Below are 13,852 nucleotides of genomic sequence, written 5' to 3'. Positions count from 1 at the left end.
CTATTGGTAAACGGTTGTATGACGGCGCAGCGGCCGGAAACGCGTGTCCGTCAGCATCTCTTCGTCTTCGGTTTCAGCGTCTTGCTGAGAAGCATCGGTGGCGGGTTTCAGCCAACCGATGTGGCCAAGGGTGGCTGAGTTGCTTGAGTTCAAATTGATTGCCGAAGCACATCTCTTTGGAAGAGCAAGTTCGATTTCATATTCAATCTCCAGACCCAGATAGAACTCGATCAGGTCGAACAGCCTTTCGGTCCGGGGATTTGGTTTGGTCCGGGTCGGTGGCAGGAACTTACGGTATTCCTCCAGCGAGCGCGTAAAGATCCTAATTCGGATCTTGTCGCTTACGCTGTAGACCTTTGCTCCGACGATGGTGTCCAGGCCGAGTTGGCCTGCACCACCCGGGCCAAGACTTCCAAGACTCAACTGGTCGTCCGGTTCGAGATGCAGCCATGTGCCGATGCATTGATCGATTTCGACCTTTACTTCAAACACGCCTGTGATGAGTGCCTTGAGCCGGGATGCGCTTTTGGCCTTCGCAGATATCAATCCTGCGTAGAGAAGCTTCAATCTGTCATCGATCAGATCGAGATCTCGATAAATCGGGCTTCCGGTACCGATGGACGAACCGACATAATCCATGAACCTGTCGTCATCCGGTCTGTCGTGCTGGACTATCGGGCGAGCGTCTGCCCAGGCCCGGTAAAAAAGTTGAACGAAGCGATTGTTGAAGACATCAAGAAATCTTGGAAAGCTGTCATCGCCGCGCAATCCGCGCATGATCGCTTCGTCGGTCATCGCGGCGGGCAAGGCTCCTTGTGGTCCCAAAAGTCCTAGAAAACGCTCGAGCAGAACAAGCCCGTCTTTCTTGTCGCGCATCGCGCGTTCAACCGTCGATGTGGCGAACTCGCTTGAGGGGTCCTGGCCGAAGCGAACGATATCCTCGATCAGTCTGCGACTTTTTCCGATGCGTGGTGGAGTTTGCTTGTCCGTTTCACCGTCCGGTCCATGACTTGCGATTGGTGCCGTTTGCCCTTCCAGCATACGCAGGACCGCCAGCAAATCGTGACCGCCTGGATGGTCCTGAATGCGTTTGCTCAGTTCCGTGAACAGCGGGACGTATTGTTGCTGAACCGGGACTTCAATCCGGGCCTCCTGAGTTTTGGTATCTTCTTTTTCGGTCTCGGTTGGCGGCGTGCCTTCAGGCCATGACTCCTGGTGCTCCTGGAGAGACTGCGATTTGATCCCGGACGATGTTATCGCGACATCTGCTGGGCCCTTGGTCTCGTTGTCGACGATATGACCCTCGGTCTCCAACTCGTTTGTCTGACCCATGGGCTCAATTGTCGGGGTTGTTGAAGACCAGGGAGTTGGGGGCGGAGCCGCGACACGCACAATTGTCTTGTCACCCGCATTGGAAGTATCCCGTGCGACTTTCCTGGGGGCGACCTTGTTGTCCTCCGTCTCGCTCATAGGATTCCTTTTGCACCGATCCTCGGCGGCCATTTCATGATTGCTCCGCGTTCGGTGGTCGCAATTACACATTGGGTAAAATGGTTGATCGAGGCATATTCGGCCAGGAAACGGTCGAGAACCGCCCCCATCAGAAATGCACTCGCTCCCTCAAAAGCCTTGTCGTCGAGTGTGATGGTAACTTCCAGCCCGCGCGCCACTCCGGTTCCGGACTTCTGCTGAAGTCTGCGCACGACGGGGCGTGTCGAAACAGAGCGCACGGACTGTGCCTGACGGTCGGCGGCATTATCCGACAAGGGCGCGAATACACTCAATATGTCTCGGAACGAGCGCCCATCCTCGCCAGCGGCGTCATGGATTAGTCCGGTATGGTTGAGTGCAAGGATGTTAATCAGCCGCCACGCGATGGCCCCGGTATGTCCTTCCTCGCCAAGGCGCTCGTTGTAGGACAGAAGCGGGGGTCTTGGCGATGTCGGCCCTGCTACGCAATCGACCTTCAATCCAACATCCTCTAGGAGCCGAAAGTCTCCAACAGTGGTCTGGTCCTGATTGGAGCCGACAGGCAGGTCGGCAGCCAGGGCTCTGTTGGACGCCATGACTTTCAACGAGAGTTCGGAAAGTTTCTTGTCTCCGCTTTGAAGAAGGGCCGCGGCTTGCGCTCCGCTGGAAACTGTAATGAAGGTTTCTGTGCCGATGTAGGGACTTGGCTGCATGCGCCGAAGTTCGGATGAAGACTGGCGGCGGGGTAGGCGCCGCACTGTGTAAAACCACTCGTGACCGGCTTTTTCCGTATCCGGTGCGACGCTATAGAGAGGTTCGACGGCACGTTTTTCGCCACCGGAAAAATGTGCGTTCACTTCAGTAACCGAGTGGACTTCATAATCCAGAGGCCGCGTTCTGTCGGTGATCACCGGGAACTCGTGCTGTCCCTTTTTAATGGGAACCCTGTCCGTCTGGCGCTCGAACAGGTTGACGGCGGGCGCACAATGCAGGGCAAAGATTTTTTGGTCGACATGTGCGGGCAGGCGCGTGTCTGTTTCGTCGAACACAAAAACCAGTTCACAGGATTTGGTGTTTACGCGATCCAGATACCGTCTGAGACCTGTCAGTCGAAAACCGAGGAAACTACGTGGGAAATTGAAATAGTCCCGCAGGTAATCAAAGCCGATGAACAGTCTGCGGTCGTTTCGCAAAAGCGCGTCATCCTCCTCGAAACCGAGCTGCTCGACAGCGCTGACCGGCAGCTGCTGTAAGGAAACCTGACCGAATGCGTCTTCGGTTCTGAGATAGAGCGAAATCGTGTGGCCGAATATCTGTTCATAGATCTTGGCGGCAAGGTCCAGCGGACCGATCAATCGGACCGGCAGGTCATCGACCTTGCATCCGGCGATCTGGAGTTCCGGTTTCTTCAGGACTTCTTCCGCTGATGCCTCGTTTTCCGGGTCTTCCGCCATCCGGTGCGTGAGCTTGATGGCGAGGCCGGCTCTTGTCCTTCGGTCTTCAGCCATTTCGGCTCCAAGTCCGGAGACTTGAGCGGCGGAGCTCAAATAGCGGGCTTCGGTCAGTTCGAGCGGCGTCAACGTAATGGGGGCCGTCAACGTGAAACGGCACCTGACTTCTCCTCTTCGCTCTCGAAACACCGCTTCAAGGGGCGCGTGTCGGTTGATCCTGATGCCTGCGCGAAGGTTTGCATCGCCATATTTGGGAGAAATGCGCGCCAGTACCATGGAAGGAATTGGAGCCAGAGCTGTCGGATAGAGTTGTTCAAGCAGGCTGGACGTGAACTCAGAGAATTCGTGCTTCATCTTGAGTTGAACGCGTGCGGCCAGAAAAGCTGTCCCTTCCAGGAGGCCCGATAACATCGGGTCCGACCTATCTTCCAAAAGTCCGCCCAGGCGTTCGGCAACCGCGGGATAGGCTTCTGCGAACGCAGCGCCTTGCTCACGCAGGTAGATAAGTTCCTGATTGTACAGATCCAGAAATTCTCGGTTCATGCGGATGCCCCGATTATCTTTATTCGGCCGAAGGAAGGATCGACGTCAGCAATGAACTCACTGCCGACCCTGACCGGGTCACAGCGAATTTCAGCCTTGATCAGAAAGCGGACCTTGAAGGTTTCATCGCTTGTGCTTTCATCGCGCGCGACCTGAAGGGTTCGAGGGTCCATTCTAGGTTCGAAGCGTATGAGAGCCTGCCGGATATCCTCAGCAAGCTGGTCGATGCGAATGGTATCGACGACATGGACGGACAGGTCTGGCAATCCGTAATTCAGAATGGAGTTTTCTACATCCGGGTAGTCGGAAAGCGACTGCGTGGAGTTGAAGTTCACGGTGTTCAGAAGAGCTTGCAGGTCCCGGCGAACTTCAGCGATCAAGGTATGTTCTGAAATCCCGTGCGCGCGCGACAATCTACGACCCGATTTGAGCTTCTCTCCATCTGCTGTTTCGTTTTGGCGGGACTGAGCGGCCTTGTAGTCCGGGTCATCCAGCGCCCGGAATGCCCACATCAGCGGAGATTGCATTTTGACTTTTGATCTGGCCATCGGCTAAGCCCCACCTGGTGCAGAGTAGTCCGGAAACGAGGGGGACGCAGTCAGGTTGCGATTGCGCTCTTGCAGCGCGCCTCGGGCATCCGGAGAAGGAGTTGCCGCCGCGCTGAGCGCGGCGGCCGGAACCAGGGGTGTTCCTACTTCTTCTCGTTTGCCGCGATGTCCCAGGCAAACTCGGGCGCTGCGCCTTTGGAGCCATCCGGTTTCTGTTCCGTATAGATATATTTGTACTCACCGAAGTTCAGCGTCAGGTTTTCGGTGATACGGTCTTCGGAGCCTGCACCGCCACTCGAGATGCTTGTGACAATGATGTCCTTCATCTCGATCTTGATGTACTCAAGCGGGCTGTCGCCAGCCGCCTTGCGAACGAAAAGCGTGCATTTGTTGATGTGCTTCCCGGTGGACAGATGTTGCAGAAGAGCCGGCGTCGACTTGTCGACGTATTTTGTGAGGCTCAAGTCCTGAAAATGTGCCTTGCCGGAGCCGGAGCCGCTGCCCATGTGCGTTGTGCCGGACTGCGATGCTCCCCAGGACCAGGCCAGAACGTCGATCTCGTCCTTGTGGGTTTTGTCCTGAGCTTCACCCGGAATGCCTTCAATTTTCAGAAAATAATCTACAGCCATTGTAATAGATCCTTATGGTTGCGTCTGGCCAAGGATGCACTCTTGGCGGTCTTCAGTTGTGTTTTGACAACTAACTCGGACCCTTCGGTCCAACCCTTTGGACGTATTTGCGTCTCGTTAGAACCTCCACCCGGAGAACCCGGGTTGCATCTCGACAGATGCCTGCCGGTGGGCGAGGACCGCCCGACCGGCAATTCTCACACTCAGTTACCGTCTTGCGGGATTCTGGAGGCCAGGCTCATGCCAATATCCATGCCTTCCAGCTGGTAATGGGGGCGAAGGAAAAACTGGGCTCTGTAGTAACCGGGGTTTTCCTCGTCCTCGACAATCGTAACCTTTGCTTCCCGCAACGGTTTGCGCGCCTTGGTTTCCTCGGTGGAGTTGTCCGGATCACCGTCGACGTAGTCCATGATCCAGTCGTTGAGCCACCTTTGCAGCTGAGCAGTTTCCTTGGTCGAACCGATCTTGTTGCGGACCATGACTTTCAGGTAGTGCGCGAAACGCGTGGTAGCGAACATGTACGGAAGGCGCGCGGACAGGTTGTCTGAAGCTGTTGCGTCTTTTCCGTCCGGTCCCGAGAACTGCCGCGGTTTGAAAACCGATTGCGCTCCGAGGAAAGCCGCCTGATCCGTGTTCTTGCGATGAATGAGCGGGATCAGTCCGAGACGGGATATTTCATGTTCCCGACGATCGGAGATCGCAATTTCGGCCGGGCACTTCTGGTCTACGCCACCGTCATCGGTCTCAAAGACATGCGTCGGCAAATCTTCGACCAGGCCACCGCTTTCAACACCACGGATTCGAACGGTCCAGCCATATTCCTTGTATGCCCGGTTAATGTTTGCGGCCATGGCATAGGCGGAGTTCATCCAGGAATAATTGTCGTGATTGTCCTCACTGAATTCTTCTTCAAAGGAAAACTCCTCGACCGGGTCGGATTTCGCGCCGTACGGTTGGCGGGCCAGGACGCGCGGCAACGACAGGCCTAGGTACCGGGCGTCTTCGGATTCCCGCAAGGTGCGCCACTGAGCATGGATCTCAGTGTCGAAGATCTTGGACAAGTCGCGCTTGGCGGGTAGTTCTGTCCAGCTCTCCATCTGCATCAGTTGCGGGTTTGCCGCCGCCAGGAACGGAGCGTGTGCAGCCGCGGCGATTTTCGCCATGCCGCGCAAGACGGTGATGTCCTGAGGCTCATAGGAAAACTCATAGTCGCCAACAAGACAGCCGTAGGGTTGGCCGCCGAGCTGGCCGAACTCCGCCTCGTAGATCTGCTTGAACAGGGGGCTTTGGTCCCACTTTGCGCCTCGGTAGCTCTTGAACACGCCGGCCAGTTCGGACTTTGAAATGTTCAGAAACTGAAGTTTCAAGGTTGCGTCCGTTTCAGACTGGTGAACCAGGTAGTCCAGCCCGCGCCAGGCGCTTTCCAGTTTCTGAAAGGCCGGTGCGTGAATGATTTCATTCACCTGGGAAGTCAGTTTTTCATCAAGCTTGGCGATCATCTCGTCGATGGTGTCGTAAACATCGTCCTTGATCAGCGCCTGATCGGACAAAGCTTCTTCCAGGAAGGTCGACATGGCATTGTCGACAAGCTGGTTAGCCGTCTCATTTTCGCTCTTGATCCTGAAATTCTGCTTCAGGATGGATGCGAATTCCTCGGGACTTTTTTCCGTTGCTTCCGCGCCGGCTGCTTCACTGCTTTTTTGGGCGTTGGTGTCTGTGTTGCTCATTTACGCCTCCTGCGTGTCGCCATCAGCCTCGGCGCCATCACCGGACTGCGCTTTGTCAGTATCCATTTTCTGCGCAAGCGCCTGCATCAGGGCCGGATCTCTTGTCAGCTCTTCAAGCTGGCTGATCGCCTGAACGCGGCCGTCCATCATGGTGCGAAGGGCTGCAAGGCTTTTGCGAGCGTCCAGGAGTTTCTTCAGGGCAGGTACCTGTTCAGCGACTTTGCCCGGGGTGAAGTCATCCATGCTCTTGAAGCGGAGCTGGACACTCAGCTTGGTATTGTCTTCGCCGGACAGAGTGTCCTTGACGGTGAAGGATGTACCGGGTTCGATGGCCTCCATCCGCTTGGTGAAGTTGTCCATATCGATATCCAGTAGCTTGCGCTCGTCGATATCTGATTTTTCAACGCCGGGATTGTCACCGGACAAGTCCGCCATAATGCCCATGACAAAAGGCAGCTCGACCTTCTGTTCCGCATCAAACGGATCTTCATAGAAAATGTGGACCCTGGGTGGTCTATTGCGCTTGATGAAGCTTTGCCCGCTATTCGATGCCATTGTACTTGCCTTTCGTGTTTTTGACCTTGGAATAAACACGGTCAAACTCAGTCAAATACTCGCGCAAGTCGCTATGCTTGTTGTTTATATTTTGAATCTGCGCTTTGTTTTGTTGTTAAATATGTACTTCTAAAATTCGTGATGAGAAGTGATCGCAGTCACACGATCGTTGGTTTGAAAAAATCTTTAATTATTGAGGACCTGTTGAGCGATTATGTCAAGGAGGAAGCAGGGAACTCTAGGTTAGGTTTTTCTTTTTGTTGTTCCAGTATTTACGCTAATCCTCCTCAGCTCTCAAAAAGAGGTTCAGGAGGCCGGTAAACGATCCGGAGCTCATGTTTTGAGCTTCATCCAGTAAAAGTGGGATCGGGCTCGTTGGCTCGTTTGAGGAAAAATAGCCTTTCACGGAAGCTATGCCCTTCATTGCATCGGATCGGCTCTCGATCACCATGACCGAAAAGTCATCGATGTCGCCCAGATCGCTGCCGGCGCTGTCATTCAGGTCTACGAGGCGGTCGTTGGATAGCTGCAGGCCGCTTGTGCCCAGCAGAAGCGCGACCTCGTCGAAACGTCTCGGCATCAGGATCTTCAGCGCGTCCAGATAGGATTTGCCGACAAGGCCGCGTGCCTCTCTCACCAGAAACAGGGCAGGGTGAGAGGGTTCCCGCGATGCGAAGTAGTCTTCAACAGCCTCGAGGATGAGTTTTGCCTGTGCGGCATTGCGAATGTCGGCCGGTGTTGCAGTTTCAGGTTCCGTGTCTTGACCTGCGCTATCGCCTGGCGCGTCTGCGCCATCTTCAGCACTTTCACCGGTTTGGCGGCCCAGCCGTGTCTTCAATTCACCGCCCATCTCCTGAACGAGAATTCGGATCTTCTCGTAATCCGGTGCAGTTGCCTTCGCATCTGCTTCCTTGAGCTTCAGGGCGCAAATGTCGGAAATGGTGTTGAGCTCCGCCTCAAGGTCCGCGAGGTCGGTCAGTACTTCGTCGATGATGTCCTGTTCCAGTTCTCCGGAGGTGAGGGCAGCTTCAATCGCTCCGAGCGAAATAGTGGTTTCGTCGTCGCGCGGAGTGATGGCGCCTGTGGCAATCTGCAGGTTTCTGTAGCTTATGGGCCCACTTCGCCGCGTCTTGAGGAGCGGCGCGGCTTCCAGGGGAAGGACCACCGTTGGCCTGTTGTTCAAGGCTTCCAATGCTCCCATCCTCTCCATATGCCCGAAATCGGCATCAACCGGATGGACGTCGTCCCAGTGGTTTTCCAGCAGTTGACGGATAATTCTGACTGCGTCTGCGAACAGGTGAAGTTGACCGCTCAGAATGCCGAACTGCGCGAGCATGACGAGCAGGCGCAAATCCCTGGATTGCTGCAAAAAGCCATCCATTTGCTGAAAAATGTCGGTGAAATCGATTTCGGATCGATCGAACTCGCTGAAACGTTCCGGGAGTGTTTCCTCACATGAGTCGAGCAGAGCGGCAAATGCAGGTTCCGTGTCATACAGATCGGGTCCGCAACCGCCGCCCGGAGAGATTTCGGTGCCGAATTTTTCAGGATCGAATTTCATTCCTGCCCCCAACCAGCAATATGTTTCAACCAGCTCAGTTCAGCCGTGTTGTGCCCGATCCTGTCTCCTATTCAAGAACCAGCTTGCTTTCGACGCGACGGTTCGACGGATCGTTGATGTCGGCGACTTTGGGGCGTGTTTTGCCATAGCCCACGGTCTTCAGCCGGTTTCTTTCAACACCCAGGCCGACAAGGAACTCGGTAACCGCTTGCGCGCGGTCTTCGGAAAGACGCTGGTTATAGGAAAGGGAGCCGATGCCGTCGGTATGGCCTTCGATGACGAACGTGGCGTTGTTCAGATCCGGATCGGCGATACCCTTGGCGAATTCCCGGAGATTGGCTTTCGCAACAGGGCTGAGGCGTGCGGATGCATAGTCGAATGAAACCAAGAGATTGAAGCCTTCATCAATCGCTTTGGTTTCCGGGTCGACAACCAGTGTTTCGGATCCGGGCTGTGTCGGTGTTACGGCCACTTGGCCGCCGGAATTCCCGGCTTCCTTGGCGTTGCATTCGTCACGTGTTCCGATGCAAAGGGCGCGGGTTGTGCCGGCCGGTTTCAAGGACCGGGTCTTGAGTTGCTTGAAGTGCTTGCTGACTTCATCCGCGGAGTAGGTCGCATCCTGGGCAATGGCCGTATTCAGCCCGGTCGGAAAGGCAACAAGGGCGAGCGAAAGCGCGGTTGTCACAGTTCCCGTCCAGAGCGCAGACCGGCGCGAACAGGTCTTTTCGGATCGGTGAAAAATTCGGGTCACGATTCAGTTCCTCCTGTCTGGAGTTGCGAAAATGGTTTCGCATCAAGCTTCAAAAATCATCGTGCCATATCTAGAAAATATTTATGTGGCGAAAGTCACTAAAGTGCGTTTTGATATCAGTATGGCTTGTTCAATGGAATTGGCAAGTGAATATGGATTTTATGACTATAATAAGCAGGTTAAATAGTTAAGGTTGAAGATATAAATTAACTATACAATTGCGGAAAGGTGATTTCTACGCTTGGTTAAGAGTGTGGGTGGTGTTTAAAGTATTTGCAACAATTGTGTTGTTGAGCACATTATTTTTTGCGGAGACGCCTTAGGAACTGTCTTGAGAACGCAGTTTTATCGTTCCCGGACAGAAACCGCCGTACTTCCGAGGAGAGCTTCGTGGCCCTAGGACAACTCAGACAAGCAAACCGGATGGCCGAACTGAACTCGGTCTTTGGCAAGGATGAGCTTTCGCTGGTCACGGTGGAGTGCGACGAAGGTCTGAGCGATGATTTTGAAGTCCGTCTGGAAGTCGTCAGCCAGCAGGAGGATCTGGATTTTGATCGTGCGATTGCGACGCACATGACTGTAAAGGTGGCGACCAACAAAGGGGACATCCGCTACTTCGATGGTCTATTGACCGACGCTAGGTGGATGGGGCACCGGGGGGCATACTACGTATACAAGCTGACCTTGCGTCCCTGGTTCTGGTTGTTGACGAAAAACGCCAATTGCCGGATTTTCAAAGACAAGTCTGCTCCCGATATTATCTCGGAAGTTTTAGGCGCACACGACTTTGCCGATCATCGCAAAAAACTCACGGAAAGCTACGATCCGATCCACTATTGTGTGCAGTACAGGGAGTCGGACTACGACTTTTGCCGGCGCTTGATGGAGGAATTCGGGATCTCGTATTTCTTCGAGCACAAGGATGGCAAGCACACGATGATCCTTGCCGATGCCAAATCATCCTACAGCGCGATTGAAGGCGATCCGTCAATTCCGTTCATCCCGATCGGCGGTGACAGTCAGAGGGATGAGGAGCATCTCTACCACTGGATCCCGAGCCGCAAATTTCGTACCGGCAAGTTTGCCGTCAATGACTATGACTTTGAAAAGCCGAGCGCGTCCCTGGAAGCCGACAAGGATGCCGGTTCAGCCTACAGGGCCGGATCGCTGGAGCATTATGACTATCCCGGCCGGTACACGGAAAAAGACAAAGGCTCGAAATACAGCAACATCCGACTGGAAGCGGAACAGGCAGCTGACAGGCGCGTCGAATCGGCCGGCGAAGTTCCAAGACTATATGCCGGTGGGTTGTTCACGCTGAAAGACCATCCCCATGGTCCGCAAAACAAGGAACATCTTGTCGTGCGGGCAAGCCACCAGATTATTGCCGAACAATACAGGACCGGAAGCGGTGGTGCCCAGGGTGAAGCTTATACCGGGACATATGACGTTCTTTCAGTCGATATTCCGTTCAGGACCCCGGCGACGACGAGGAAACCGTATATTCCCGGTCCGCAAACGGCAAAAGTCGTTGGTCAGGGGGAGATCGACGTCGACGAATTCGGTCAGATCATGGTCGAATTCCACTGGGACCGAGACAAGACGCAATCCCGCCGTGTACGCGTTGCACAGGTTTGGTCGGGTAAGAACTGGGGTGGCATCTACATTCCACGTGTCGGTCAGGAGGTGATCGTCCAGTTCCTGGAAGGTGACCCGGACCAGCCGATTGTGATCGGTACGGTCTATAATGCGGAAAACATGCCGCCTTACTCCCTTCCGGGAGAGAAGAACAAGGCTGGAATAAAGTCAGACTCAACGGTCGGCGGCGGTGGATACAACGAGTTGGTTCTTGATGACTCAAAAGGTCAGGAACAGATCGGCATTCATGCTCAAAAGGACATGGATACGGTTATCGAAAACAACGAAACGCTGCACGTCAAGAATTGTCGCGATACGAAGATCGATGTGGATCGAACCGAAAAGGTCGGCAAGAACACCACCGAGAAAATCGGCATGAACTGGAAAGTGACAGCCGGAACAAAGATCGAGTTCATTTGTGGCGCCAGCAAGATCGTCATGACACCTTACTCGATCAAGATCTCTTCTCCGATGATTGATGTCGCTGCCTCGGGTAAACTGACGGCCAAAGGCACAATGACCGATGTGAAAGGCAGTGCGCTTTTGAAACTGAATGGTGGAATAGTTCTGATCAACTAACGCGTTGGCTGTGCTCAAGTGAAGGCGAGGGAATGATCTGATGGGATCTCGTATCCGCTTTACCAAGGCAAAACAGGTTTTCGAAGCCTATCCGGACCTGAACGAAACGGTGCTTGAACCGTCTGAACTCGCGGGGCCGGAAGATTATGTCGTTGAGTTGCAACAGAGCGATGCCCCGTTAACGGCGCTTGCCTATTTCGCCCATGCTCTGCCAAAGCGCGAAGCCGTCTGGTGGGGAATGAAATGTGTTTCCGGACTTGATCGGAACCAGAGTGAAAACGACAGGAAACTCCTGGCCCTTGCAGAAAACTGGGTTCGGGAAGGAGACGAGGAAGCCCGGGCCAAGGTGCATGCGGCCGCGGAGGCAACCAAGGCAGACAGCGCTTCGGTCTGGATCGGCCGGGCAGCCGGCTGGTCGGGCGGTTCCCTGTCACCCCTTCCGGACCAAAGGGTTGAAATGCCAGAAGGCCTGACGGCAAAGGCCGTGAATGCCGCAGTGTTGATTGCTCTTGGTGAGCTCATGCCCGAAGAGCGCGACAAAGCGTTCGGAAATTGTCTTTCAGCGGGTCTGTCCTTCGCTGGTGGCGGGAACATGCCGTCTGTCAGTGTTTCTGGACAGCCTTCGGCTCAGTCCTAGATATTTGGGGGGGAACTGCGGGAATGCGCATCACACTCCAGATAGAAAACGTGGACCGGTTGGAGACCGGTGGTCAGGTGTCCTACAGCTGCACCGACCGAGGTTTCGATATTGGCCGGCATGAGCATCTCGACTGGAGCTTGCCCGATCCTCAAAGAATAATCTCGGGCAAGCACTGCGAAGTCCGTTTCGAAGACGGCCAGTTTGTCCTCTATGACATCTCAACAAACGGTACTTTCCTGAACGGCAGCCCGAACCGTCTGGACAGAGCTCATGTGTTACGCCCGGGCGACCGGCTCATGATTGGCGACTATGTCATCGCGGTCTCCCTGGAAAATGAGGAAAGTGCAGGCGCTGGTTCCATCGCCGGTCATGCAGCATTGCATCAACCTCAGTCACAGCCCTGGGACACTCCGTCCGGTGCAGCCCCGGCGCCATCAATGGAACCATCGTGGCCCGAACCGTCGTCATCACCACCGCCGGGTGAAGGAAACCCTTGGGGTGCACCTACCGTCGGTATGGAGGGGCGTCATGCGCCCCCTTCGTCCGCTCCAGGTATCGGCACTCCTGCTGATGACGTGTGGGGCTCTCAGGGACATGGTTGGGGCCATTCCGATCCGTCGCTTTATGACCGGCAGTCTCCGCCTGCCTCTGACGGTGGACCGCGACCTGCACAGGCAGATCCTCTCGATCACCTCGCGCAGCAACCACTTTTGCATGAACCTGCCGTCGTTACACATAGTCCATTGCCTCAGCACGGAAATGCGGCATCAGCAGCTCATCCATCTCCCGAAGCTCAAGACGGAGAAGCCAAAGCACCGGAACCACTGTTCAAGATGCCGGACCTGGCTGACGATACTCCTGCGACCAAGGAAGCTTTGGCTGATGTCGAGAGTGCCGGGTCTCCAGAGCGAGAGGCCGCATCACCGTTTCCGGAAGCTCCTGGCTGGTCACGACCGGAGAGTGCGGAACTTTCTTCCGTCGAAGAAAACCATGCTGCATCTGCTGGAACAGGGCGTGCGCCGCAAAATGCTTCCTTGAAGCCGGAGATCTCCATACCGCCCGCGGAGGTTCCGCAACCGATAACCGAAGACGAAACACCACCCGCGCGTGTATCGGCGGGCGATATCGACATCTTGAAGGCATTTGCGGATGGAGCTGGAATACCGGTCGGCGTTCTGGAAGGGCGGGAGCCTGAGGAATTCGCTCGTGAGCTTGGCGGCATACTTCAAGAGGTGACCTCGGATCTGATGGGGCTCTTGCAGGCGCGCAGTCAGGTCAAGGCAATGACACGAAATGCCAACCGCACGCTGATCAGTCGAAGTGGCAACAATGCCTTGAAGTTCTCGCCAACGCCTCAGATGGCGCTCCAGACAATGCTCGGCCAGAACGCAGAAGAAAACGGTTACCTGCCATTGGCCAAAGCAATGACGCTGGCCTTCAAGGACATAAAGAAGCATCACGTATGGACCTACGCGGCCATGCAGAAGGCCGCCGCCCGTTTTGATGCGACTTTGTCCCCAAGCGCGGTCGAAGGCGAAGGGCAGGTTTCAAAAAGTGCATTCGGCAACCAGAAAGCCAAGCTCTGGGATCGGATGCAGGAGCGTTGGACCTCTCTGTCGGGGGCTTATGACGACGGGGTCGTCGGCGTGTTCACGCAGTACTTTACGGAAAGCTATGAGGAATTGAGCAGCGACGGTTCGGAACAGGCCGGCGGCGAAATTGATTAAAGACGTTTGAACTGAAACCGCGCGAATGCGCGG

11 protein-coding genes are annotated in these 13,852 nt (G+C 55.0%); 3 read left to right on the top strand and 8 right to left on the bottom strand.

Annotated features, from left to right (window positions below; translation table 11 throughout):
- The 8 genes from tssG to ABLQ08_RS16580 form a co-directional block, all read right to left on the bottom strand.
- Positions 1–1,470: a type VI secretion system baseplate subunit TssG gene (tssG, locus tag ABLQ08_RS16615; RefSeq protein WP_352944251.1), complete on the bottom strand. Its 1,470-nt coding sequence runs from the start codon at positions 1,468–1,470 to the stop codon at positions 1–3.
- Positions 1,467–3,464 (bottom strand): type VI secretion system baseplate subunit TssF, encoded by a 1,998-nt coding sequence (tssF, locus tag ABLQ08_RS16610; protein ID WP_352944250.1) that lies wholly within the window; start codon positions 3,462–3,464, stop codon positions 1,467–1,469. The genes tssG and tssF overlap by 4 nt, the downstream gene beginning before the upstream one ends.
- A complete protein-coding gene (gene tssE, locus ABLQ08_RS16605) occupies positions 3,461–4,012 on the bottom strand; it encodes a type VI secretion system baseplate subunit TssE (protein WP_352944248.1) in 552 nt (183 codons plus the stop codon). Before tssE ends, tssF begins: the two co-directional genes overlap by 4 nt.
- A 143-nt stretch (positions 4,013–4,155) precedes the next feature.
- Positions 4,156–4,641: an Hcp family type VI secretion system effector gene (locus ABLQ08_RS16600; protein ID WP_352944246.1), complete on the bottom strand. Its 486-nt coding sequence runs from the start codon at positions 4,639–4,641 to the stop codon at positions 4,156–4,158.
- 203 nt (positions 4,642–4,844) lie between these two features.
- On the bottom strand, positions 4,845–6,368 hold the full coding sequence (gene tssC, locus ABLQ08_RS16595; RefSeq protein ID WP_352944244.1) for a type VI secretion system contractile sheath large subunit: 1,524 nt from the start codon (positions 6,366–6,368) through the stop codon (positions 4,845–4,847).
- Positions 6,369–6,923: a type VI secretion system contractile sheath small subunit gene (gene tssB, locus ABLQ08_RS16590; protein WP_352944242.1), complete on the bottom strand. Its 555-nt coding sequence runs from the start codon at positions 6,921–6,923 to the stop codon at positions 6,369–6,371.
- 277 nt (positions 6,924–7,200) lie between these two features.
- Positions 7,201–8,484, bottom strand: coding sequence for an ImpA family type VI secretion system protein (locus tag ABLQ08_RS16585; protein ID WP_352944240.1), 1,284 nt, complete (start codon positions 8,482–8,484; stop codon positions 7,201–7,203).
- Between the two features lie 67 nt (positions 8,485–8,551).
- Complete coding sequence (locus ABLQ08_RS16580) at positions 8,552–9,235, bottom strand: OmpA family protein (protein WP_352944238.1); 684 nt, start codon at positions 9,233–9,235, stop codon at positions 8,552–8,554.
- 390 nt (positions 9,236–9,625) lie between these two features.
- Between ABLQ08_RS16580 and ABLQ08_RS16575 the strand changes: the two genes are divergently transcribed.
- Genes ABLQ08_RS16575 through tagH form a run of 3 tightly spaced genes read left to right on the top strand, consistent with a single transcriptional unit; the run spans position 9,626 to position 13,819 of the window.
- Positions 9,626–11,452, top strand: coding sequence for a type VI secretion system Vgr family protein (locus tag ABLQ08_RS16575; RefSeq protein WP_352944236.1), 1,827 nt, complete (start codon positions 9,626–9,628; stop codon positions 11,450–11,452).
- A 40-nt stretch (positions 11,453–11,492) separates the two neighbouring features.
- Complete coding sequence (locus ABLQ08_RS16570; RefSeq protein WP_352944234.1) at positions 11,493–12,089, top strand: DUF6931 family protein; 597 nt, start codon at positions 11,493–11,495, stop codon at positions 12,087–12,089.
- 23 nt (positions 12,090–12,112) lie between these two features.
- Positions 12,113–13,819 carry a type VI secretion system-associated FHA domain protein TagH gene (gene tagH, locus ABLQ08_RS16565; protein ID WP_352944232.1) on the top strand — a complete coding sequence of 569 codons (1,707 nt, stop codon included), beginning with the start codon at positions 12,113–12,115 and terminating at the stop codon, positions 13,817–13,819.
- Positions 13,820–13,852: the final 33 nt, after the last annotated feature.

The organism is Roseibium sp. SCP14 (assembly GCF_040329475.1).
In the GTDB taxonomy this organism is placed as follows: Bacteria; Pseudomonadota; Alphaproteobacteria; order Rhizobiales; family Stappiaceae; genus Roseibium.
The sequence above is the reverse complement of the archived record's forward strand: the minus strand, read 5'-3'. Positions and strand labels throughout refer to the sequence as shown.